The organism is Lysinibacillus parviboronicapiens, from assembly GCF_003049575.1.
Classification (GTDB): domain Bacteria; phylum Bacillota; class Bacilli; order Bacillales_A; family Planococcaceae; genus Lysinibacillus; species Lysinibacillus parviboronicapiens.
Window position 1 is genome coordinate 249208 of record NZ_PYWI01000002.1, and the last position, 20431, is coordinate 269638.

At 36.3% G+C, this 20431-nt stretch carries 34 protein-coding genes and 1 tRNA gene; 27 read left to right on the forward strand and 8 right to left on the reverse strand.

Annotation, left to right across the window (positions count from 1 at the left end):
* Positions 1-10: 10 nt before the first annotated feature.
* The 4 genes from C9J35_RS03580 (at position 11) to C9J35_RS03595 (ending at position 3183) form a co-directional block, all read left to right on the forward strand.
* A complete protein-coding gene (locus C9J35_RS03580; protein WP_107923454.1) occupies positions 11-511 on the forward strand; it encodes a metallophosphoesterase in 501 nt (166 codons plus the stop codon).
* 156 nt (positions 512-667) lie between these two features.
* The gene (locus tag C9J35_RS03585; protein WP_201262035.1) at positions 668-2134 is read left to right on the forward strand and encodes a protein adenylyltransferase SelO; all 1467 of its coding nucleotides are present in this window, start codon (positions 668-670) and stop codon (positions 2132-2134) included.
* 113 nt (positions 2135-2247) lie between these two features.
* Positions 2248-2415, forward strand: coding sequence for a DUF2639 domain-containing protein (locus C9J35_RS03590; RefSeq protein WP_193767085.1), 168 nt, complete (start codon positions 2248-2250; stop codon positions 2413-2415).
* 75 nt (positions 2416-2490) lie between these two features.
* Positions 2491-3183 carry a YqjF family protein gene (locus C9J35_RS03595; protein ID WP_107923457.1) on the forward strand — a complete coding sequence of 231 codons (693 nt, stop codon included), beginning with the start codon at positions 2491-2493 and terminating at the stop codon, positions 3181-3183.
* Between the two features lie 87 nt (positions 3184-3270).
* On the opposite strand, the gene C9J35_RS03600 is transcribed toward C9J35_RS03595, so the two are convergent.
* Both C9J35_RS03600 and C9J35_RS03605 read right to left on the reverse strand, forming a co-directional pair.
* Positions 3271-3933 (reverse strand): hypothetical protein, encoded by a 663-nt coding sequence (locus C9J35_RS03600; RefSeq protein ID WP_107923458.1) that lies wholly within the window; start codon positions 3931-3933, stop codon positions 3271-3273.
* A 102-nt stretch (positions 3934-4035) separates the two neighbouring features.
* Positions 4036-4782, reverse strand: coding sequence for an SDR family oxidoreductase (locus C9J35_RS03605; protein ID WP_107923459.1), 747 nt, complete (start codon positions 4780-4782; stop codon positions 4036-4038).
* A gap of 238 nt (positions 4783-5020) precedes the next feature.
* Between C9J35_RS03605 and C9J35_RS03610 the strand changes: the two genes are divergently transcribed.
* Positions 5021-5094: transfer RNA gene (locus C9J35_RS03610), tRNA-Arg, on the forward strand.
* A gap of 171 nt (positions 5095-5265) precedes the next feature.
* Here C9J35_RS03610 and C9J35_RS03615 read toward each other — a convergent pair.
* The 3 genes from C9J35_RS03615 to C9J35_RS03625 all read right to left on the reverse strand — a co-directional run bounded on the left by C9J35_RS03615 (position 5266) and on the right by C9J35_RS03625 (position 7308).
* Complete coding sequence (locus tag C9J35_RS03615; protein WP_107923460.1) at positions 5266-6360, reverse strand: site-specific integrase; 1095 nt, start codon at positions 6358-6360, stop codon at positions 5266-5268.
* Positions 6361-6474: 114 nt separating this feature from the next.
* Positions 6475-6963: an ImmA/IrrE family metallo-endopeptidase gene (locus C9J35_RS03620; RefSeq protein WP_107923461.1), complete on the reverse strand. Its 489-nt coding sequence runs from the start codon at positions 6961-6963 to the stop codon at positions 6475-6477.
* Between the two features lie 3 nt (positions 6964-6966).
* The gene (locus tag C9J35_RS03625; protein ID WP_054767290.1) at positions 6967-7308 is read right to left on the reverse strand and encodes a helix-turn-helix domain-containing protein; all 342 of its coding nucleotides are present in this window, start codon (positions 7306-7308) and stop codon (positions 6967-6969) included.
* Positions 7309-7736: 428 nt separating this feature from the next.
* Here C9J35_RS03625 and C9J35_RS03630 point away from each other — a divergent pair, with 428 nt between their 5' ends.
* Positions 7737-7946: a hypothetical protein gene (locus tag C9J35_RS03630; RefSeq protein ID WP_107923462.1), complete on the forward strand. Its 210-nt coding sequence runs from the start codon at positions 7737-7739 to the stop codon at positions 7944-7946.
* On the opposite strand, the gene C9J35_RS03635 is transcribed toward C9J35_RS03630, so the two are convergent.
* Together C9J35_RS03635 and C9J35_RS03640 are read right to left on the reverse strand one after the other, a co-directional pair.
* On the reverse strand, positions 7943-8302 hold the full coding sequence (locus tag C9J35_RS03635; protein ID WP_054767291.1) for a hypothetical protein: 360 nt from the start codon (positions 8300-8302) through the stop codon (positions 7943-7945). The two genes, C9J35_RS03630 and C9J35_RS03635, sit on opposite strands and share 4 nt — an antisense overlap.
* Positions 8295-8708, reverse strand: a complete 414-nt coding sequence (locus C9J35_RS03640) for a hypothetical protein (RefSeq protein WP_107923463.1) — start codon at positions 8706-8708, stop codon at positions 8295-8297. Before C9J35_RS03640 ends, C9J35_RS03635 begins: the two co-directional genes overlap by 8 nt.
* A 61-nt stretch (positions 8709-8769) precedes the next feature.
* Here C9J35_RS03640 and C9J35_RS03645 point away from each other — a divergent pair, with 61 nt between their 5' ends.
* The 5 genes from C9J35_RS03645 (at position 8770) to C9J35_RS03660 (ending at position 10584) form a co-directional block, all read left to right on the forward strand.
* A complete protein-coding gene (locus tag C9J35_RS03645; protein WP_107923464.1) occupies positions 8770-9528 on the forward strand; it encodes a phage regulatory protein/antirepressor Ant in 759 nt (252 codons plus the stop codon).
* Between the two features lie 16 nt (positions 9529-9544).
* A complete protein-coding gene (locus C9J35_RS03650) occupies positions 9545-9727 on the forward strand; it encodes a helix-turn-helix domain-containing protein (protein WP_054767294.1) in 183 nt (60 codons plus the stop codon).
* Between the two features lie 18 nt (positions 9728-9745).
* Positions 9746-10066: a DUF771 domain-containing protein gene (locus C9J35_RS03655; protein WP_054767295.1), complete on the forward strand. Its 321-nt coding sequence runs from the start codon at positions 9746-9748 to the stop codon at positions 10064-10066.
* Between the two features lie 141 nt (positions 10067-10207).
* Entirely contained in the window at positions 10208-10366 is a 159-nt protein-coding gene (locus tag C9J35_RS23460; RefSeq protein WP_167395913.1) for a hypothetical protein, read from the forward strand.
* Between the two features lie 17 nt (positions 10367-10383).
* Positions 10384-10584 (forward strand): hypothetical protein, encoded by a 201-nt coding sequence (locus C9J35_RS03660; RefSeq protein WP_107923465.1) that lies wholly within the window; start codon positions 10384-10386, stop codon positions 10582-10584.
* On the opposite strand, the gene C9J35_RS03665 is transcribed toward C9J35_RS03660, so the two are convergent.
* Positions 10573-10893, reverse strand: a complete 321-nt coding sequence (locus C9J35_RS03665) for a hypothetical protein (protein ID WP_107923466.1) — start codon at positions 10891-10893, stop codon at positions 10573-10575. The two genes, C9J35_RS03660 and C9J35_RS03665, sit on opposite strands and share 12 nt — an antisense overlap.
* A 96-nt stretch (positions 10894-10989) precedes the next feature.
* On the opposite strand from C9J35_RS03665, the gene C9J35_RS03670 reads away from it, so the two are divergent.
* The 16 genes from C9J35_RS03670 to C9J35_RS03740 all read left to right on the forward strand — a co-directional run bounded on the left by C9J35_RS03670 (position 10990) and on the right by C9J35_RS03740 (position 20331).
* On the forward strand, positions 10990-11178 hold the full coding sequence (locus tag C9J35_RS03670; protein ID WP_054767297.1) for a helix-turn-helix transcriptional regulator: 189 nt from the start codon (positions 10990-10992) through the stop codon (positions 11176-11178).
* Positions 11179-11199: 21 nt separating this feature from the next.
* The gene (locus C9J35_RS03675; protein ID WP_054767298.1) at positions 11200-11619 is read left to right on the forward strand and encodes a hypothetical protein; all 420 of its coding nucleotides are present in this window, start codon (positions 11200-11202) and stop codon (positions 11617-11619) included.
* A 34-nt stretch (positions 11620-11653) separates the two neighbouring features.
* Positions 11654-11782 carry a hypothetical protein gene (locus tag C9J35_RS24475; RefSeq protein ID WP_268807904.1) on the forward strand — a complete coding sequence of 43 codons (129 nt, stop codon included), beginning with the start codon at positions 11654-11656 and terminating at the stop codon, positions 11780-11782.
* 83 nt (positions 11783-11865) lie between these two features.
* Complete coding sequence (locus C9J35_RS03680; protein WP_107923467.1) at positions 11866-12060, forward strand: hypothetical protein; 195 nt, start codon at positions 11866-11868, stop codon at positions 12058-12060.
* A complete protein-coding gene (locus tag C9J35_RS03685) occupies positions 12057-13073 on the forward strand; it encodes a hypothetical protein (protein ID WP_054767300.1) in 1017 nt (338 codons plus the stop codon). Before C9J35_RS03680 ends, C9J35_RS03685 begins: the two co-directional genes overlap by 4 nt.
* Positions 13073-13636, forward strand: coding sequence for a host-nuclease inhibitor Gam family protein (locus C9J35_RS03690; protein WP_107923468.1), 564 nt, complete (start codon positions 13073-13075; stop codon positions 13634-13636). Before C9J35_RS03685 ends, C9J35_RS03690 begins: the two co-directional genes overlap by 1 nt.
* Before the next feature lie 10 nt (positions 13637-13646).
* Positions 13647-13853, forward strand: coding sequence for a hypothetical protein (locus C9J35_RS03695; protein WP_054767302.1), 207 nt, complete (start codon positions 13647-13649; stop codon positions 13851-13853).
* A 17-nt stretch (positions 13854-13870) separates the two neighbouring features.
* On the forward strand, positions 13871-14248 hold the full coding sequence (locus C9J35_RS03700) for an organic solvent tolerance protein OstA (RefSeq protein WP_107923469.1): 378 nt from the start codon (positions 13871-13873) through the stop codon (positions 14246-14248).
* A gap of 21 nt (positions 14249-14269) precedes the next feature.
* On the forward strand, positions 14270-15196 hold the full coding sequence (locus C9J35_RS03705; protein ID WP_107923470.1) for a DEAD/DEAH box helicase family protein: 927 nt from the start codon (positions 14270-14272) through the stop codon (positions 15194-15196).
* Between the two features lies 1 nt (position 15197).
* Positions 15198-15644 carry a DUF669 domain-containing protein gene (locus C9J35_RS03710; RefSeq protein ID WP_054767304.1) on the forward strand — a complete coding sequence of 149 codons (447 nt, stop codon included), beginning with the start codon at positions 15198-15200 and terminating at the stop codon, positions 15642-15644.
* A gap of 80 nt (positions 15645-15724) precedes the next feature.
* Entirely contained in the window at positions 15725-15934 is a 210-nt protein-coding gene (locus C9J35_RS03715; protein ID WP_054767305.1) for a hypothetical protein, read from the forward strand.
* 4 nt (positions 15935-15938) lie between these two features.
* On the forward strand, positions 15939-18308 hold the full coding sequence (locus C9J35_RS03720) for a phage/plasmid primase, P4 family (protein ID WP_107923471.1): 2370 nt from the start codon (positions 15939-15941) through the stop codon (positions 18306-18308).
* 338 nt (positions 18309-18646) lie between these two features.
* Entirely contained in the window at positions 18647-18874 is a 228-nt protein-coding gene (locus tag C9J35_RS24815; protein WP_369122286.1) for a primase-like DNA-binding domain-containing protein, read from the forward strand.
* Positions 18874-19299 (forward strand): hypothetical protein, encoded by a 426-nt coding sequence (locus tag C9J35_RS03730; protein WP_327322689.1) that lies wholly within the window; start codon positions 18874-18876, stop codon positions 19297-19299. Before C9J35_RS24815 ends, C9J35_RS03730 begins: the two co-directional genes overlap by 1 nt.
* Before the next feature lie 109 nt (positions 19300-19408).
* Positions 19409-19795: a YopX family protein gene (locus tag C9J35_RS03735; RefSeq protein WP_054767307.1), complete on the forward strand. Its 387-nt coding sequence runs from the start codon at positions 19409-19411 to the stop codon at positions 19793-19795.
* On the forward strand, positions 19792-20331 hold the full coding sequence (locus C9J35_RS03740) for an ERCC4 domain-containing protein (RefSeq protein ID WP_107923473.1): 540 nt from the start codon (positions 19792-19794) through the stop codon (positions 20329-20331). Before C9J35_RS03735 ends, C9J35_RS03740 begins: the two co-directional genes overlap by 4 nt.
* Positions 20332-20431 lie beyond the last annotated feature (100 nt).

The following is a 20431-nucleotide window of genomic DNA, read 5'->3' on the forward strand; positions in this document are numbered from 1 at the left end:
GGTGATATCCATGCAAGTTTTAGTGATGAGTGATACACATGGGGACAGTCGTGTCATTGAAAAGGTCCGTGGTTTTTATCCAAATGTGGATACCATAATTCATTGTGGAGATAGTGAGCTTGCTTTTGCACATGCAGCAATAGCTGACATGAAAAAAGTTCGAGGTAATTGTGATAACGATCAAGCATTTCCAGATGAAGCGGTATTTGAAATAGGCGACGTGACATTCTTTGTGACACATGGTCATTTATTCAATGTCAAATCATCCATTTTATCTTTATCGTATCGTGCGAAGGAAGTCGATGCACAAATAGCTTGCTTCGGTCATTCTCATATTTTAGGTGCTGAGATGATCGATGATGTGCTGTTTATCAATCCAGGCAGTTTATTAAAGCCACGTGGTCGCAAGGAAAAAAGCTTTGCCATTGTAGAAATTAGCAATGCTTATTTCCAAGTAAACTTTTTAACAGACGACAATGTTTGTATTTCTTCACATCAATTTGTGCGGTAATACCTATGATGAGAACATAAAAAACGCTTAACATTCTAATGACAAAAGAGTTTAAGCGTTTTTGTTTTTTTGCACATCTTGACAATGGGGATAATATCCATGGATTGTTTGTGGATAAGAAGAAAAGATAAAGGAAAAAGAACAAGAGGAGAAAAGATGACAAAGGAAAACAAAATAGGTTGGAATTTTGATAATAGCTATGCTCGTCTTCCGAGCTCTTTCTATACTGCACTTCGTCTAAATCCCGTTGCGTCCCCGACATTAATAGTGCTTAATCATTCACTTGCAAAATCACTAGGGTTAAACATCGATTTACTACAACGTGAAAATGGCGTAGCGATACTTGCTGGTAATGAGGTTCCGGAAGGTGCATGCCCACTGGCGCAGGCTTATGCAGGGCATCAATTTGGACATTTTAATATGTTGGGGGATGGTAGAGCGCTTTTACTAGGTGAACAAATAACGCCTAGTGGGGAGCGTTTCGATATCGGACTCAAAGGTTCAGGTAGGACACCCTATTCTAGAGGTGGAGATGGCCGAGCAGCTCTTGGACCAATGCTCCGAGAATATATTATGAGCGAAGCCATGCATGCACTGGGGATACCTACTTCTCGTAGCTTGGCAGTGGTGACTACAGGTGAAACGATTGTCCGTGAAACAGAACTGCCAGGAGCCATTCTGACACGTATTGCCAGCAGTCATTTGCGTGTCGGTACCTTTCAATTTGTAGCACAGTGGGGTACTGATGAGGAGCTTCAAATTTTAGCTGATACTACGTTAGAGCGTCATTTTCCGAATTTTAACGAAGCACAAAATCGCTATCTCTACTTGCTACAGGAAGTAATCAAGCAACAGGCTTCACTCATTGCAAAGTGGCAACTGGTTGGTTTTATTCACGGTGTCATGAACACAGACAATATGACGATTAGTGGAGAAACCATTGATTATGGTCCTTGTGCCTTTATGGATAGCTATGACCCAGCAACAGTATTTAGTTCCATTGATAGACAAGGTCGCTATGCATACGGGAATCAACCACATATTGGAGGATGGAATTTAACACGATTAGCAGAAACGTTACTACCGCTAATCCATGACAATCCACAAGAGGCTGTTGAACTGGCTCAGGAGACGATTCAACAATATCCACAGCTGTACTATAGGAACTGGTTAACAGGTATGCGAGCGAAATTAGGGATCTTTAACGAAGAGGAACAGGACGCAGCCCTTATTGATGAACTTCTTGGATTAATGCAGCAACATCAAGCAGATTATACTAATACATTTCGTGCATTAACCCTTGATAAACCTGAGGAAACTTCCTTATCTGGTACCAAAGAATTTGACAACTGGTATGCCACGTGGCTGGCAAGGCTTGACAGACAAGAGGCATCGAAAGCCTCTGCTCAACAATTGATGCGAGACAATAATCCAGCAATTATTCCTCGTAACCACCGAGTAGAAGAAGCATTAGAAGCGGCAGTCGAACATGGAGACTATCGTGTAATGACACGATTACTTGAGGTGCTTTCCAAGCCGTTTGCTTATTCTTCCGAACAGGAGAATTACGCTACATTACCACAACAAACAGATTGTCCGTATCAAACTTTTTGCGGCACATAAAATATTTAAAAACGAGGGGAAGTTTCCTTCGTTTTTTTATTTGTTCAAAGGGGAAGAAGGTCACCGCACATCATACCTGCGCATACGCTATGTATGAATAAATGAAAAGGAGAATGTGTGAGGTGCATAAATATTCAAAAGGTTGGTTTGTACAGCAATTACGTTCAAAAGGAATTAAATACCATCCACAATTACGATGTCATTTAGGGCTATTAAAAGAATCAGAATTACGTAATTTATATTACCAATATGTCGAACATGAACAGCAAGATAGTCAATAATTAATAGCCAGTTGCTCCTCTGTTTGAATGGCTCCCCTGTTGGAAATAGTAGATATAACAGGAAGGAGTTATTTTATGTGGAAGAAACCGTGGTTACTTACGCAACAATGGCATGATGTAGTATTCCTTCATTGGCCAATTCAGCCACATGAATTACAGCAGCATATGCCAAAAGAATTGAAGCTGGATCTCTATGAAGATACTGCATGGCTTGGCATCGTCCTATTTAAAGTAAAAGGCAATAGATTTCGATTTATGCCGCCCATTCCTAAAATGAATTCCTTTCTACAACTAAATGTCCGTACGTATGTAACTTGTAGAGAACGGAAGGGGATTTATTTCTTTAGCTCAGATGTCAGTAGTACCTTTATTGCTCAAATAACTTCAATAGGTCATTTTTTGCCTTACCGCTATGCTGAGATAATATGTAGCAGGAAGGGAAATATATTGTCATTGCTTCATAACTACCGAAACACGAACGCGGATGAATCATTTCATGTTACATTTGAACCCAAGGCCGGTGAGATAGAAAGTCATGCATTTGAAAAGTGGTTAGTAGAGCGTTATCATTCGTGGGTGAGGGGGCAAAAGCATTTAATACGTATCGATATTAGTCATATGCCTTGGCGTTTACAGCGAGTTAATGCTTGTGTTGAAACGAATACAATGGCACCTTTTATAAAGCGTGGCATTCAAGGTAAGCAACCAATCGCTCATTATGCCAAAAAGAAAACGGCTCGTATTTTTCCGCCTATATTCGAAACATAAAATACCAGCTCATGAACAATTACATATTGTCGATGAAGCTGGTATTTTAAAAAAATGAATACATTTGAGATTAAAAGTGCCATAAAATTAAAAGCGATAACAAAATTGCATCACAATTGCTGTTGCAATCATATCAGACATTGCGAGTGCCTCAGCTTCTATTTTATCAAAAATTTGCACATCTGCTTGATAGTTTTTCTGTATCATCGTTACAGCTTCATTTTTCGTTAAAGCTAAATGTGTGTAGAACATTTTTTGAACAGCTTCTTTACTCAAGTATGGATTGATGTGACTTAAAAATGTAGCGATGTCATCAGCATTTCTGAACCATTCTGTTTCTTTCGCTTGTGCTGTTGCTGTATCCCCTTTCACCGCCGCAGTTACTAGTTGTGCTGCAATAACCAGATGCTCTTTAATAAGTGCAGCATAACGATCTGCAATTTGGTCACCGTAAAACGGACGAAGGCAATTACCTAAATCAGTCGCATTGCGTAAAAGACGTTGTTGCACAAATGGTAAATCAGGCAAGTCAAAGACAATGCTGATAATGGTCATTCTCGTCCAATTGACATGTTCCATCCACAGCAATCGGTTCATGGCCAAAAAATCGGACTCTGCTGTACTAATGCAACGACGATAGTCATTGGGCCGATTTAAAATGTATCGAATTGGTGCAGTATATTGGGTAGTTGGAGAAGCATAGGCAGCACGTAAAGGATTTACATCATAGCCATTTGAATAGGGGTACACAGTATAATCACTCCTTCAAATTCTTCGTTCTAATGTAGAATACTCGATGGTACTGCCAAGTGTGAAAGAACGATTTTTTAACAATCAAAGAAGCTTTTTTGGCTAATCTTCGTAAATCATTTTCTTTGTCATGCCACCGTCAACGGTAAGGTTCATAGCTGTTACGTAATTATTAGTGGGGTTCGTTAAATAAAGACAAGCGAATGCGATATCTTCAGGAGTGCCAACACGACCCGATAAATGTTGAGAATGATCTATCGCACGCAGTTGCTCATAGTCGCCTGTTTCAATCCATCTAGGAGATATACAATTGACGGTAATTTGATCTGAGCCAAATGAACGTGCCATGGCATGTGTTAAAGCCACAATCCTGCCCTTTGTTGCTGCATATGCCTCCGTGTGTGGTTCAGACATTTCAGCACGTGTAGAGGCAATCGAGACAATAGAACCGCCTTTTTCATTGTAGCGCATAATTTTTGCGGCCTCTTTCCAACAGAAAAAGACACTCGTCAAATTCGTTTGAATCACCTGATTCCAAACCTCCATTGTTACATCATAGGGAGAAATGTGTTGAAACTTGGCTGCATTATTAATGAGAATATGCACGGTACCAAAACGCTCTACCGTTTTCTGCATTAAAGCAACGATGTCCTGTTCTTTCGTAATATCCGTTTGCACAAACAAAGCGGGATAGCCAAGTGCATGTAACCCTTTTTCGAATTCATGGCCTAGCTCATAGTTGATCTCGGCAACAACAACACTGGCACCACTTTTAGCATATGCAAGCGCTATGCCTCTTCCTATACCCTGCGCACCGCCAGTAATAACGGCAACTAAATTTTGAAACATGTATGTCCATTCCTCTATTTTTTCTTTTAGTCATTTTAGCAAAAGTATAATGTAATATCGGATAATGACCCTAAACATATGGAATAATATGAGAAAGAAATTCATATAATGAATAGGTAAACAGGCGAAGCGAGGTAATCCTTCCCTTCATAGTAAAATTCATGTTGACATTATGTTATAAAGCACATATAATAAATATTGTCTTTCAAATAGATTTGTTCTATAGGGAAGTAACCATGTCTCAGTAGCTCAGCAGGATAGAGCAACGGCCTTCTAAGCCGTCGGTCGGGGGTTCGAATCCCTCCTGGGACGTCAATTGCAAGTCGAAGGTTGATATTCAACCAAAAAGAAAAACGCTTGAAACCTTATGAATACAGGGTTTTAGGCGTTTTTCGCTTTATATAAAGAATATCGAGAATTGCATTGAATAACATATAAAATTAGAATTAGGTAAACAAAATGTAAACAAGGTGAACAAAAAAATTAAGATGAATAAATGTTGATTGCAATTTCTTCATCTCGTTCTTCCATTTCTTTTAATACGTGTGCGTAGTGGTCGAGTGTTGTTTGAATATCTGAATGTCCTAAACGTTTTGAAACTGAATGAATATTAGCACCTTTATAAATCAAAACACTTGCATGAGTATGACGTAAACCGTGAATAGAGATATGTTCGATCTCTAATGCATCCAGTGTTTTTCGTAATAATTTATTAGCACCTTCATTAGTTACTGTTTTAATGACTGATTGTCTATAGAAAACCAAATCATTTTCATTATTAGGTAAAGCTAAAATTAGTTTTTTAAATTCATTCATAACTTTCTTATCGATAGAAATCTTTCGTTCAGATTGTTCATTCTTTAATGGGCCGAATCCTGTACCTCTTTTATAATCCCATGCCCTGTATACTTTTAGTTCATTCTTTTTAAAATCAAAGCTATCTGTTGTTAGTCCAGTTAACTCCCCAAACCGTAGTCCTGATACAAGACCTAATAAAATTAAATGATAAGTACTTGTGGAGGGCGATAACCGATTAAATAATTCATCGTACAATTTAACACTATCTTGATAATTCAAGTGCTTATCTTCACTCTTTTTAGCGTTATTTGTAGCGTTTAATTCCACCTTGCGAGTGAAGTCTATTGTTATATATCCTTCCTCAATTGCATCCCTTACACACGCTCTTATGTGTGTATTAAGCTTTCTAACAGTCTCCTTTGATTTACCTTTACCATATTCATTTAAAAACATTTGGTAATCTGCCCGAGATATTTTTTGAATAGGTTTATCTTTGAAATATTCCTTAACACGTTCAACAGAATTTGAATAACGGTTATAGGTATTAATGTGTTTGTTGGATTTATACAACTCAACCCATTCATTAAAGTATTCAGCAAATGATTTTTCTTTTACAATTACTTGATTGCCCTTTTTTAATAACAATTCTATTTCCGCAGCAGCTATTTGTGCTTCTTTTTTAGTTGCAAAACCACCTTTTGAAATAGGTTTTCTTTTGCCATCCACATATTGATTTATCATATATTGCCAGGCACTGCCGCGCTTCGTAAAACTCGCCACGTTAATTTCTCCTTTCGATAACTAAACTTCATAGTATCTCAAATTTTACTATCACCACCTTTAATGGGAATGTGTGTTCTTTTTTAGGGTAAAATTTTTTATGTATAAATAAAGTTAAGATTTATATGTTGTCGTTTCGATCCAATCAAACATTTCGATTACTCCTAATGGTTCAAAGCATATTGTAAAATTATCTATTGGTACATATAATCCATATTTGCTTTTATACCAATCAAGGGCATCGTCTAAAAAATCCTCCGTCACATTAAGAAAATCTGCTAATTCATATCGATTAGCTATATGTAGTTTATGGGCTTGTACGAGTTTAGTGAGCGGCACGAGCTTTTCGTATGCCCATGCACGCGCTCTCAACTCTTGTTTACGATTCTCAATACTGGTTAGATCGAATATATCACCTGCTGTTGTGTAGTGATGTCCAATCTCCTCAGCTAGTATGCAGTACTTTTCAAGAATAGAAGGTAACCATTTATTTATCCATATAACATTGTCACCGTAAAGACCTTTGTTCTCCATGCGTTCTTTTTCGTATACTTCAATTTCTAAGGTGTCGCATTCCATCAATAGAGCATCGTATAAGTGCATATGTTAGTCCCCTTTATTTTTGCGTGCCTCTCGTCTCATAGCTACAAAGCGTTTAAATTCTTCTATTTCTTCTAATTCTTCTTCAGTCCATTCTTCTCCATCGTGGTGAGCAGCGAAAGTATGAACAGCATTATCTTCGGGAAGACTCTTTTGATCTGTACGACCAAGTATATAGTCTACAGACACATTAAAGAAATCAGCTACTTTTTGTATTTTATCTAAACTAGGTGCAATTCTTTTCCATTGATAGATTGTATTATTCGGAATCTCTAGTTTTTCTTCTAAGCGTTTGACGGTAATTCCTCTACTTTTACAAAGTTCTTTCACACGATCTAACGTTGTCATATCAATGATTCCTTTCGTATGTGCACAAAACTAAAAAATATATTAGTTTATATCGTTGACAACTAAAACATAATTTAGTGAAGTGAACATAAGCTAATTTATTGGCTAAAAAAGAGTGTAAAAAATATGACCTACTAAAACACATTTTGACGTTGGGGAACGGATTAAATGTTATGTTTACAGGCTTTTTAAAGTCTTATTTAGCTATGTCTATATACTAATGAATATATTAGTTATTGTCAACGGAATTAGCAAATAATTTAGCTTAAAAATTTTCCAATTCAGTAAAGAGCTGTGATACCGAGCCAATGACGGTATAGTATTCGGACTTATAGCTGATATGACGGTAGCGACGTTAATCTAATTTGAAGGTGGTAATGAGCTTTCTTGTACTAGCTAGTTGTGAGGGCTTGAAGGGAGGTTGAGGGATGAATTTCCAAACAAAAAAGGGTGCAAAAATTGCATTCAGTATTTTTGCAACCCTTTCTGTAATTAGTACAGCGTTTTTATTTGTGGAGGGGTTGAACGCTGTCACGTTAATACTTTGGGTGAATTGTATCGTTTTCTTGGTTAACACAGGAACATGCATGGGTTACCTTGAACGAATTGAAGAACTTGAAATGAAGAATAGATTTTAAGATTTTCTTACTAGGTCACCAATTTGAATTTTAGAGTTTCCTGTTAAACCACCAGATATTTCTTTGCTATCAACATTTAAACGTTGACGCACCTGTAATGAGGCGAATGAAACGGTAGACATGAGATTTTCTTTATTTTCACAGATGCACATTTTATCAAATACATCTTTGACAATTAAGTAAGACTTGATAAAGTCTAGCGCACCTAATGATTCACCTGTATCTGGGTCAATAATTTCTTCGCCAGGAACAAATATTTCTAATGTTTGCCCCTTGCTAATGCCTTTATTTTTACCAACATTAACAACAATTTGATATTCATTAATAATTTTTATGACTTTGTACGTGTTATTCATTATTTTTCACTCCTGAAATTTTATTCTTTTGTCTGAAAAGCAAATGATGTAGACCTTTGAAAACATTTTTTTCACTGTCATTTAAGTTTATCATAGCCAAGATTATCATGTGATTGAGATTGGCAAACATTGCTTCGTACTCATCAAGAATTTCATTTTTCTTATCAAATTCTTTTGAGAGTGCATGGTGCTTATCAGATATGTCTTTCACAGTTTTATAAAACGTTTGGTAACGTATGTAAAAGTCGATAAAAAAACCTATTATGCAAAATATAAAACCTATCAACAACCAACAGATAAGCCATGCGAATTGGAACTTATAATACGTCAAAACGGCAAAAATTAAGGCTTCAATGGTTAAAAGTAAAGGAAACCAGAATGTGATATTAAATTTGGGTGTTACCAATAAATTCACCTACCTTTCTATCCAAATTGTAACAGAAAGGTAATCGGAAGGAGGAAATTAATTGAATTTAGTAGTTATCCAAAATAGACAAGCAGTAACTACATCATTGCAGGTTGCTGAGTCATTTGAAAAAGAAGTAAAGCATGTTAACGAAGTAATAAGAAAACTCACGGTCGAAAATTCGGCAGTGAAAAAATTCTTTAAAGAAAGTACCTATAGGAACGATCGTGGTCGTGAATATCCAATGTACTACATGAACCGTGACGGCTTCACCTTACTGGCAATGGGTTTCAATGGAAAGAAAGCACTTGAATTCAAACTTAGATACATCGAAGCCTTTAACCAAATGGAACAAACCTTATTAGAACAACCACAACCGGGTTATCATTTGCCTTCCACATTCAAAGAGGCTCTCTACATGCTCGCTGAGTCTGTGGATGAAAACGACAAGTTGAAACAGCAAATCGAAAATGACAAAGAAAAGGTCATTCTAGCAAATGCAATTACAACAAGTGATGAAGGTTTACTTGTGGAAGCTGCTGCAAAATATATGCGCCAAAACGGTGTAAATATCGGACGTGACAGACTATTCAAATGGTTACGCGGACAAGGATACTTAGTTAGTCGTCAAGGTCGCGAGTACAACATGCCAACTCAGAAATCACTCAATCAAGGACTTATAAAAATTCATAGCCACCTGTTCTACGATTCAGAGGGTGAACTCAAAACGAGTCGTCAAGTGGTGGTAACAGGTAAAGGCTTGATGTTCTTCATTAATAAATTTTTACATGATGGACAACTAGCTTTGCGATTGGATTAAGGAAGGAGGCTATAGCATGTCAGAAGATTTAGGAGTACAAGTTCGGTCAGAACTTTTCAAACGAAAGTTGAGCCAAAAGAAATTGGCTGAAATGGTTGGCATTTCAAATGCTTATCTATCGGACATTATTCGCGGACGCAAAGATGGTCCGAAGGCTCAGGAACACATCAAGCATATTCGTAAAATTTTATGCATTTAGGAAAGAGGATGATGTTTAGTGCATCAGTTGCAAGTGAATTTAACTATTCCAGTGCCAGATGATTATGTGTTAATCATGAAAGTTGAACTTGAAGAATTACAACAAGATAGGTTAAACGGTGTCTATTGGACAATGGTTGATTTAGAAAATCGTATTGGTAAAAAGCAAGTGTGGATTAAAGAAAATATATTGTATCCGCAAAAATTCAAAAGACAGTTAGATGTTTCACAAGGTGGATTTGTTTATTATCCAAAGGCAAAAGGTGAAAAGTGGAGTTTCTTAGCTTCTAAGATGTCACAGTTTTTGGAAGATAACTTCTACACAATTTTTAAAGGGTAGGTGAAACCAAATGAAAATCAAAGTAGCAGAGTGGTTGGCATTACCGATAGAACAACGATTAGCTTTGATTAGTAACGCGATTAATAAAGCTGTAGCATCACGTCAAAAGTAAATCTATCAAACTATTTGGAGGTTGATTGAGTGGGAACAAAAATAATGCCTGCTGAAACAATGCAATGTAAATGCAACGTGTGCAGTAAAGAATTTCATATAGAAGAGGCTCTATATTGCACAATCTGTGGAACAAAATTGGATTTAAAAAATGCAGTTATTAAAACAGGAGTAAATCTATCAAACTAAAAAGGAGAGTGAAGAGTGTGGAGGACAATAAAAAAGCCTCACAAGTTGCTGGAACAACAAGTGAGTTATTTAAAGATATAAAAGTCTCTATCGATTTTGAAAATATTGCAGAGTTAAGGGAATTGCTCCAAAAGGCTACCGACCAATTAGAGCAACTTGAAAAAACTCTAAAAGAAATCAATCAATTTAAAGCTGTAATTAAAACATTAAAAGTTTAATTTTTTAACAAAGTATTCTGAACTAGCTGTATCAAGCATGGTTTGCCAGTCTTCAAAACTCGAATGATTTACAACATGTACATCGAACTCATCATCAGGAATCGCTTCAAAATCTTCTTGTGTTTCGACGATGAAGTTACCAGCTTTTAAGAATTCATCAAAAGAATTATATTTTGTGTATTTTGACATAAATGCTTTGTTTAAAAGTTCATCAAATGAAACTTCTAAACTATCTAGTTTCTGAGCTGCTTGTCCAACTGATTTTAATTCTTTTTCAAGTTCATCAAAGCCATCAAATTTAAATGACATACTAATCACCTCCTTTCAACGAATCTAGGAATGTATGTTCTTGTTTCTAATATAACACAACATATTGTGTTATTCAAAGTAAGGAGTGGCTAAATATTGAAACTTAGGTTGAAAGAAATTAGAGAATATAGAGGTTTATCACGTTATCGTCTTGCAAAAATATCAGGTGTAAATGATTCAACATTACAAATGATTGAAAACAGTGAGAATCCCAATCCAACATTCAAGATAATGTGTAAAATCGCTGATGCTTTGGAAGTAAGTTTAGATGATTTAAGAGGTTAATAACTATTAGGAGGAATAAACATGCAAGCATTATTAAACGTAAAAGGTACGAAGTTGTCAGTGATTGGTCTTAACATCAATGAGGACCAATTCACAAGTGTACAAGTTCTAGATGCAAAAGGGAAAGTAACAACACATTATGACATCAAGCATGCTTCATATGTTCCTGAAGGAGCGAGTGTAATTGATCTAAAAGAAGCGCTCGAATTTCCTGATGCGAATAAGCAGGTTGTGGATGACCTTAATCAGCTCCTTATAGATTCTAGAGATCATCTAAAGGACTTAGGAAATCAAATAATTCAGGAAGTGTTAGTCCATAACGGATTACCTTTTGGAGATAGTGCACTACCTAACCTAGCAAAAGAATACAAGGAACATAGTGATTACATCGATGGTGTTGCATCAGCTTTAGAGGTTGTAAAAAGTGACAACTATGCTTAAACGTGCTGCTGATAATTGAGGGGGAGGTGAATGAGTGATGAATAACTTTGAGCGTTTGGAGTTACAGCGATTCCAAGAAGAAGAGGAACAAGCTGAACGTGAAGCTTTCGTGGCTATTAACGGATTTTTTGAAAATGAAGAGGATAACTATTACCACGGATAATATCAAATTTTTGTATAGTTATCAGCTGACATTTGCAGTATTTTTACTATAATTTCGAAAAACGCAAACAAGTAGGTGATTCCATGCACAACCGTACAGGCTATACACACGCAGAATACGACCGTGAATCGGAATACTGGCAAGACATAGAGGATGCGCAGCAAGCGCAAATCGAGGCACAAAAAAACTTGTCAAAGGCGGCAACCGATGACAAGCAGATACAAAATTTAAAACAACCTAAAATCACTGGTATTGTACCACAGGAGGAACCAAAATGACAAAGTTTATCGAACAACGTGTAAATGAATTAGAAAACGAAGTAGCTGAACTGAAATTAATCGTTCATCAAATTCGCGAAAGTAAAGTCATTGATGGTGTGAGTTATGCGGATGAGCCTTGCACAACTAATACTGTGGAGGACATCATCGAATTTGAAGGTAAGAAATATCGCAAGGTTAAACGTAAGGCGTGCGAAGGTGACATTATAATGTATTCGGAAATCGGCAATGATTGGATGCACATTACACCTAACAAGCCGTATAAAGCTTATAAAGAAGATGGTCCAATTAGATTATTGTTCACTAGGGATAGTGGAGGTCCTTGTAGGGTTTATGGTGACGATTTAATTTTAAATGGTTTGGAATCTAAAAACATTAAAGTCTACGAATTAATTGTGGAGGACAAACCACTAACACCAAATCAACAACGTGCTGCAATTATTGAAAAGGCGAAGAATTTCGTTGAGGATTGCAAAGATAAACTTTTTGTTAGTAGAGATTTAGATTCCGGAAAACTAACAGAGCACAAAAATATTTATAAAGTAAGTGAGTTAAATTCAAAGGCAGATTTCACGATTTGTGATTGCGAATTTATTACTAATGTAGCAAAACGTACAATTGTAGCTCTATTAAAAGCTAAAAAATCAAGACGAATAGTTGCAAGATGTATCGCCAAATGCAATACATCTGATGTTTATAACGAACACATCGGAAAAGCAATCGCACTAGGACGAGCGCTTGGTCTTGATATAAGTGAGTTTGAACAGGCGGTGCAACCTACTGAATTGGTTGTTGGACAAATCATCTACTTTACAAATGAACATGGATCTAGCATTCATTATCGAATTGATGAAATTAATAAAAATAAAGATTCCGTTTTAACTATTGTAAAAGCTGATGGTTCTGAAAATTTAGTTGGAGAAGATGCCTTTGCGGATTTTGAAGATGGCAACGAAAACATTAAAGAAGTAATTATCAACGACACTAACGCTATTTATGGAGGTGTTGAGTAATGTTAGCAAACAAACTCGAACAATTAGACGAGCAGTTACAAGATAAAGTGAACAAGCCTTCCAAAGAGGAAGCTAACGAACATTTCAAAATCGACAATCTAGCATCTGCTGATTGGGCATTACGCAAGATTTCTATTAACAACAAGGAATTAAAGGACAAAGAAGAACTCTTTGCTCAGTATGAAGCGTGGATTAAGGAAGAACGCTTAAAAACGCAAGATAACAACAGCTACTTTGAATATTTACTCACAGATTATCATGCGCGTGTATTAGCCGAAAATCCAAAACAAAAATCGATTAGCACACAAAACGGTAAAGTTCAATCTACTACTCGAAAGCCATCCATTGTAAAACCAGAAAAAGATAGCCTTCCACAGTTGATTGAGTACGCAGAACAAAATGACTTCAATAAATTTGTGGAAGTTAACAAGGAACTAAAGTGGACTGAATTTAAAAAAGAATTAACGCTAACGGATGATTTGAAAGTTGTTGATTCTAATGGTCAAGTCGTTCCAAACATTCAAATTTCAGAAGGTGGCACAACATTCAAAATCACAACATAGGAGGATAACCATGGTACAAGTAAATGGCTTAACAGATGCATTATCAGAAGTTGATAACTTTAAAGATTCTGCAGTATCAGAAATAAATTCTGCTATCTACTTACTTTCAGACATCGATTTCGAAGTCAATTCAGAAGAAGATGTGCAGTATATCCAGTCAGAAGTAAAAAGTGCAATTGATTCTTTAAAAGAAGCGCTCAATACATTAGAAAGCTAATTAGGAGGAAAAACACATTGAAAAAATTACTCAATCAAAAAGAACAACACATTGCTTACACTCGTAAGGAAGCTGAAGAAATCGTAGAAAAAGCGAAAGAAAACGTTGGTTTAACAATGTTTAAAATCAACGAGAAATATAACAAACATGGTCAATACTTCTTAGTCGACTTAACGTATACATTCAACACTCCAAAAGAAGTGATGGAAAGTAATCCACGAAAAGACGATGCACCAGATGGTCAAATGGACATGGATGATATGCATGAAGGTGTACCATATACAATCAATCCAGATGGTAGTGTAACAATGGGAAATGCTGACGATGATTTGCCGGAATTCGAAGATCCTTTTGCTGAGAAAAAGGATGTCCCTGATGAGGACTTGCCATATTAATAGAAAAGGAGTGTGGAAGGCATGCAAGTAACAGATGGGATACGCGAAAAGCAAAAAGCCTTAATCGGAATGGCCGGTCCATCGGGTAGTGGTAAGTCACTAAGTTCACTACTACTCGCATATGGACTGATGAAAGAAGCGCATCCGGATTTATCAGAAGAAGAAGTGTGGAAGAAAATCGGTGTTGCAGATACAGAGCATAAACGAATGCTGACATACATCGGTCAGCTTCATAACGGAATTACAATCGGCTCATTTAAACATATCAACTTCGAGCCACCTTTCAATACGGATCGTTACAACATGGCTATCAAACTATTAAAGCAACAAGGTTGTGAAGCGATTATTATCGATAGCCTTTCACATCAATGGCAAGGAGAAGGCGGTGTCGTTGAAACGCATGGCGGCATGCAAGGTAACTCGTTTCAAAACTGGGGCAAGCTTGCTCCTGAATCTAGCAAATTAACAAAAGGTTTAACAACTCAGGACGTCCACATGATTACGACACTACGAGTGAAAAGTGATTATGTAATTGAATTAGTCGAAGGCAAAAATGTCCCAAAAAAGGTAGGTATGAAGCCTGTTCAAAAAGATGATATGGAATATGAATTTGATACAGTATTTTCTATCAGCATGGACCACATGGCGCGAGTGAGTAAGGATATTACAAATTTGTTCGAAGGTGAATTTTTAATCACTGATGAAATCGGTTCTAAGTTATACCGCTATTTAGAGTTAGGTGTGGATGTACAAGCAGAGGAACGAGCGTGGCGTGAACAGGAAGAAGTAAATCGTTTAAGTAATGTAACTAAGATCCGTGAGCAGTCTTCCACAGATGATAATGTAGCAAAAATCGTTTCAGACTGTGAATTTAAAGCAAATCTACAACTAGAAAACATGACCGTAGCAATGGTCGACAAAATCATTAGTTTAATTGGAGGAAAATAATATGTTCAAAATTAATCATGAAGAAGCAGGTCAAGGGTTCGAATTAATTGCATTAGGTGACTACGAAGTAACAGTAATCAATTACGAAATGAAACAAGCAAACAGCGGTAACAACCGAATTACAGTAGATTATGAAATTCGTTCAGATGTTCCGCAAAATCATCAAGGGCAAAAGATTTTATACGATGGTTTCACGATTACAGATAATGCAATGTGGCGTTTACAAGCAATTTCAAAGGCTGCTAAATTCCCAAATGGAGTAACATTTAATTCTTATAAAGAATGGGCGGATTTATTACTACACAAAAATTTAGTAGTTACTGTCGGGCATCGCGAATACAACGGAAATAAATACCCAGAGGTAAAAGGATTTAAAGAATCTCAAGTTGCTCCACCAGCACTACAAGGTGGCTCAATTACCGTAACGGATGATCAAGTGCCGTTCTAATAAAAATTTCATAGAGAGGTCTGTTTTAGGCGGACTTCTCTTTTTTATACCCAAATTTAGATTTTTAGGAGTGAAATACTATGAAAAGGAATGATTCTTGGAGTGCTGTAGCTAAAGAATTGCTTAAATGCCCACATCCGAATTGTCACCATGTTGGACAAGTAATAACAAAAGCACATTGTCGCATTCATCATAATATGGAACGTGAGGAAATGAAAAAGAAATACGGTATGCCATTTAGGCTGATTACTAGAAGTGAAGAACAAGTAAAGGCATTAGTGAAAAGGTGATGAAATGAAACCACCAATTAATTTTAACGAATTACCCTCAGAATTACGGATATTACCTCAATGGATTCTGTGGAGGGCAGAAGAAAAAGGCGGACGCTATACAAAAATACCATATCAAGTAGATGGGAACGAAGCACGTTCAAATGACCGTAGAACATGGTCCACATTTGCAACAGCAGCTAAATTTTATACAGAATCAGATGCAAACGGAATTGGGTTTGTATTTAGTCGTCAAGATTCGTACATCGGCATTGATATAGATGAATGCGTTACGTATGCAGCAGATGATACAGATAAAGCAAATCCTATTATTAGTGACTTTGCTAAAGAAATTATCGACACACTAGACAGTTATACGGAGTTTTCTGTAAGTGGCACAGGTATTCACATCATCATCAAAGGTTACCTTCCACAGTCTGTGGTAGGTACTGGACGTAAAAGCGTAAAGCATGGCTTAGAGATTTATCAACACGGACGCTACTTCACGATGACTGGTAATCGTGAAAATGCTAATGAAATTTTTGACCGTACAGATGAGATAGCAGAGATATTTGAAAAGTATTTTGATGATAGCGACATAAAAGGTCGCGTGAACCTGGCGGAATATGAAAATGATGAAATCAAGTTATCGAATGAAGCACTTTGGGAGCGAATGTTTCGGAGTAAATCAGGTGACGAAATACGTTCACTGTATAACGGTAACTTAACCAATGATGACCATTCATCAAGTGATTTAGCATTATGTAATCATTTGGCTTTCTGGACAGGGAAAAGTGCTTCGAGAATGGATTCGATGTTTAGAGAAACAGCCTTGATGCGTGATAAATGGGATAGAATTCACTTTTCAGATACAGGCGAAACGTATGGTGAACGTACAATCGCTGAGGCTATTACTTCCACTACTACAACCGTATTGGACCATAAGCACGAAGAAGAATATGCAGAGTTCGATGTGTCATTCACAGTTGATGCAGTGGCAGATGATGTAGAAGAAAAACCGAAAAAGAAATTCCGTCTTAATGAACTAGGTAATGCCGAGCGTATCGCATATGAGTACGGCCATGCCATTCGTTTTGTTAGCGAAATTGGTTGGATGTTGTGGGACGGCAAACGATGGAAATACGATAACAAATTACAAATCGAGCGTATCGCAAATAAGGTTCTACGTGATTTAGAAAAATCGGAGGACGATATGGAAAAATCGTGGGCGCGCAAATGTGGTAAACGAAATATTCGAATGAACAGTATTAAGGACTTAATGCCATTAGTGCCAGCTGAACGTGAAGAATTTGATCGACATAAATATTTATTTAATTGCTCGAATGGAATTTTAAATTTACGAACAGGAAAAATGCAACAGCATGATCGTGAGCTCCGTTTATCAAAATTAGCGAATGTCGAATTTGATGAAAAGGCACAATGCCCAACATGGTTAAGTTTTTTACAGCAAATTTTCAAAGGCGACAACGAGTTAATCGATTATATGCAACGATTAATAGGATATAGCATGACAGGTGATATTAGCGAGCAAGGTATGTATTTCCTTGTTGGCGGTGGGTCCAATGGTAAATCAACATTTATCAATATCATCAAAGCAATGATGGGTGATTATGGTTTGCAAACAAAATCGGACACATTTATCAAAAAGAAAAACGATGGAGCAAATAACGATATTGCACGTTTAGTTGGGAGTCGATTCGTTTCAGCAGTAGAGAGTGAAGAAGGGGAAAAATTGCAGGAATCACTTGTTAAAACAATTACAGGTGGTGAGCCAATATTGGCCCGATTCCTACGACAGGAATTTTTCGAGTTCCTTCCTGAATTTAAAGTTTTCTTTACCACGAATCACAAACCGATCATCGGTGGTGTAGACGAAGGTATTTGGCGAAGAGTAAAAATCATTCCATTTACTTTGAATCTAAAACCGCATGAACGAGATAAAAAACTCGAAGAAAAGCTATCACTTGAAATGTCCGGGATATTAAATTGGGCCATGGAAGGCTGTATGAAGTGGCAACAGTCAGGATTAAAGGAACCTAAAGTGGTAGTGGATGCAACAGGGAATTACAAAGAGGAAATGGATATTTTAGCACCATTTCTTAGTGAAATTTGTTATACAGATGAACCGGGAAATGAAGCGATTCGAATTGAAGCACAAGAATTGTACAAGGTTTATGACAATTGGTGCTATAAGTCGGGAGAGCGTCAAATTGGAAATCGGTCATTTTATCGAATGTTAGAAACAAAAGGTTTTGGAAAAACGAAAGGCACTGGAAATAAAACCTATTTGACAGGAATTACCTTAAATGAACGAAAACCAGTTACTAAAGGGGTTACCGAAAATGAAGAAACAGGTGGTTTTAAGCTCATTTAGTAACCATTCTACTAGTTTAATAACTTTTAATAACTTTTTCAAAAGTCAGTCATACCAAGGGTTTAAGAGTTGTTTTTAACTACTTTAGTTATTTTAGTTATTTTAGTTATTTGTTTTGGAGTTCATTTAAAAAACAAAATAAAAAATAAATATATATATAGAGCCCCGAACTCCGCAACTGATAACTTTTATAACTTTCAGGCGATGAAAACAACCTTGAAGCCTTGTGGCTGTAAGGTTTAAGGAGTAGTTATTTAAGTAACTTTAGGGTTGTTTAAGCCTGTTTTTAGTTAGTGTAGAGGGTATTTTCGAAAAATAAATAACTGGATGGTGAAATGATGATAAAAAATTTCTTCAGCGAGAATATCGAAAAAGATATCAAATCTTTCGAGACCAGTGAACGTTTATATAATTCTTACAAAAGTTTTTGCGCTGATAATTCGATTGTACCGTTATCTAAAATTCGTTTTAGTAAAAAATTAGATGAATTTAACGTGGGTGTAAAACATACCAAGATGGAGAATTACATCCAGTTATACGGTCGTCAGGGTGTGAGATTGAAATAATGGTACTTTATGTTTTATCTCAAATTTGGAAAAGTGGTGCTGAAATATATCGTGATGAATCGGATGGTAGATTGTCGCTTAAAAATGCAAAGTTGGTGCCAGAGGAAATATTAAAAGCTGCTGAGCCGATTTTTAATCAAATAGAGGATTGGTTCAAATCATGGGAAGATGCCAAAGCAATCAATAAACATATACGAATGATGGTCCATCAAGCCTGTGGATGGCAACATAATCCGAAACTTAACGAATGGATATGCGCGGACATTGAAGCATTGACGTTGTTTATGGAGTGGCAAGAAACATTGGCTAAAAACGGATGGAATGATATTTACGAAGACTATCGACAATTTGAAAATGATGAATCAAATGTTATGAAACAAAAATTGTATGAACGGGCTATTTTATACGCTAATCAAAATAAGTGATTTACAGCCGTTTTAAGACGTTTTAGAAGAAGAATGATAAATATATCCAACTTTGAAATAGAACGTGTGTACTGCGCTGATTTTGGGCAAAAATGAGGAGGTTAAGAGAATGAGAGAGATTAAGTTTCAAGTGTTAATCAAACACCTATTTAAAACATTGCAAAGAATTATGGATTTTGAATCAATAAAAGCATTAGATTTCACTGAACAGTCTATAACAATCGAGATTGATGGAGAGACTTATAAATTTCATTTCAGTGAAGTTGAATTTATTAAATACACAGGCTTAGTAGATATTGAAGGGCGAGAAATTTACGATGCAGACATTTTGAAGGATGACGAAAACTTCTTGTGGTTAGTGAAATACAAACAAGGTGCTTTTGTTGCAGAGTGTTCAGATTTGATGGCGGAACAGCAATTATCGTCAATTAATTTATATTCAAAAACAATCGGCAACAATCTTAAAAATCCTGAATTGCTAGGTGATTCACAATGATTCACTACCATTACACAGAAACTGAATTAAACAAAATCCTAAAAACACTCACGATCGTGGTTGATACGAGGGAACAAGTAAATGGCCATATCCTGGATTATTTACGACAAAAGGATATTCCGATAAAGATTCAAAAATTGGATTACGGTGATTATTCTGCAATGATTCCGAAAAATGAAGAATTAGGAATACAGCGTGATATTTACCTAGAAAGTGCAGTCGAACGTAAAGCCCATATCGATGAAATATGCGGTAACTTGCAAAAAGATACACAAACAGCTTTTGAAAACGAATTGATTCGTAGTCAACGGGGACGTTTTGTAATATTCGTGGAACAACCTGATTTCGATGAAAAATTAGCACAGGGCGAATATAGAAGTCGTTATGACCCGAAAGCATTAAAGGGGCGTTTAGAATCATTTCAAGCAAAATACAATTTTGAAATTAGACCAATGAGCAAATTAATGATTGGTCACAATATTTATCACCGTTTTCTTCATCAAGCGAGGTACTATTTAAAAAACGGGGTTTTCTAAATGAAAATTAATAGAAAAATAAGTCACTGAAAAAAGAGTATAAATTTATAGATTCAGAGTTAAAGAATGCTCTTAAATTTCATATGAACTTAAGAGCAGC

Bases quoted from the DNA above. Each gene is read 5' to 3' on its own strand.
- C9J35_RS03580 (WP_107923454.1), top strand. From the start codon at position 11: ATGCAAGTTTTAGTGATGAGTGATACACATGGGGACAGTCGTGTCATT.
- C9J35_RS03585 (WP_201262035.1), top strand. From the start codon at position 668: ATGACAAAGGAAAACAAAATAGGTTGGAATTTTGATAATAGCTATGCT.
- C9J35_RS03590 (WP_193767085.1), top strand. From the start codon at position 2,248: ATGTGTGAGGTGCATAAATATTCAAAAGGTTGGTTTGTACAGCAATTA.
- C9J35_RS03595 (WP_107923457.1), top strand. From the start codon at position 2,491: ATGTGGAAGAAACCGTGGTTACTTACGCAACAATGGCATGATGTAGTA.
- C9J35_RS03605 (WP_107923459.1), bottom strand. From the start codon at position 4,782: ATGTTTCAAAATTTAGTTGCCGTTATTACTGGCGGTGCGCAGGGTATA.
- C9J35_RS03620 (WP_107923461.1), bottom strand. From the start codon at position 6,963: ATGCACTTATACGATGCTCTATTGATGGAATGCGACACCTTAGAAATT.
- C9J35_RS03625 (WP_054767290.1), bottom strand. From the start codon at position 7,308: ATGACAACGTTAGATCGTGTGAAAGAACTTTGTAAAAGTAGAGGAATT.
- C9J35_RS03630 (WP_107923462.1), top strand. From the start codon at position 7,737: ATGAATTTCCAAACAAAAAAGGGTGCAAAAATTGCATTCAGTATTTTT.
- C9J35_RS03635 (WP_054767291.1), bottom strand. From the start codon at position 8,302: ATGAATAACACGTACAAAGTCATAAAAATTATTAATGAATATCAAATT.
- C9J35_RS03650 (WP_054767294.1), top strand. From the start codon at position 9,545: ATGTCAGAAGATTTAGGAGTACAAGTTCGGTCAGAACTTTTCAAACGA.
- C9J35_RS03665 (WP_107923466.1), bottom strand. From the start codon at position 10,893: ATGTCATTTAAATTTGATGGCTTTGATGAACTTGAAAAAGAATTAAAA.
- C9J35_RS03675 (WP_054767298.1), top strand. From the start codon at position 11,200: ATGCAAGCATTATTAAACGTAAAAGGTACGAAGTTGTCAGTGATTGGT.
- C9J35_RS03680 (WP_107923467.1), top strand. From the start codon at position 11,866: ATGCACAACCGTACAGGCTATACACACGCAGAATACGACCGTGAATCG.
- C9J35_RS03685 (WP_054767300.1), top strand. From the start codon at position 12,057: ATGACAAAGTTTATCGAACAACGTGTAAATGAATTAGAAAACGAAGTA.
- C9J35_RS03690 (WP_107923468.1), top strand. From the start codon at position 13,073: ATGTTAGCAAACAAACTCGAACAATTAGACGAGCAGTTACAAGATAAA.
- C9J35_RS03695 (WP_054767302.1), top strand. From the start codon at position 13,647: ATGGTACAAGTAAATGGCTTAACAGATGCATTATCAGAAGTTGATAAC.
- C9J35_RS03705 (WP_107923470.1), top strand. From the start codon at position 14,270: ATGCAAGTAACAGATGGGATACGCGAAAAGCAAAAAGCCTTAATCGGA.
- C9J35_RS03710 (WP_054767304.1), top strand. From the start codon at position 15,198: ATGTTCAAAATTAATCATGAAGAAGCAGGTCAAGGGTTCGAATTAATT.
- C9J35_RS03715 (WP_054767305.1), top strand. From the start codon at position 15,725: ATGAAAAGGAATGATTCTTGGAGTGCTGTAGCTAAAGAATTGCTTAAA.
- C9J35_RS03720 (WP_107923471.1), top strand. From the start codon at position 15,939: ATGAAACCACCAATTAATTTTAACGAATTACCCTCAGAATTACGGATA.
- C9J35_RS24815 (WP_369122286.1), top strand. From the start codon at position 18,647: ATGATAAAAAATTTCTTCAGCGAGAATATCGAAAAAGATATCAAATCT.
- C9J35_RS03730 (WP_327322689.1), top strand. From the start codon at position 18,874: ATGGTACTTTATGTTTTATCTCAAATTTGGAAAAGTGGTGCTGAAATA.
- C9J35_RS03735 (WP_054767307.1), top strand. From the start codon at position 19,409: ATGAGAGAGATTAAGTTTCAAGTGTTAATCAAACACCTATTTAAAACA.
- C9J35_RS03740 (WP_107923473.1), top strand. From the start codon at position 19,792: ATGATTCACTACCATTACACAGAAACTGAATTAAACAAAATCCTAAAA.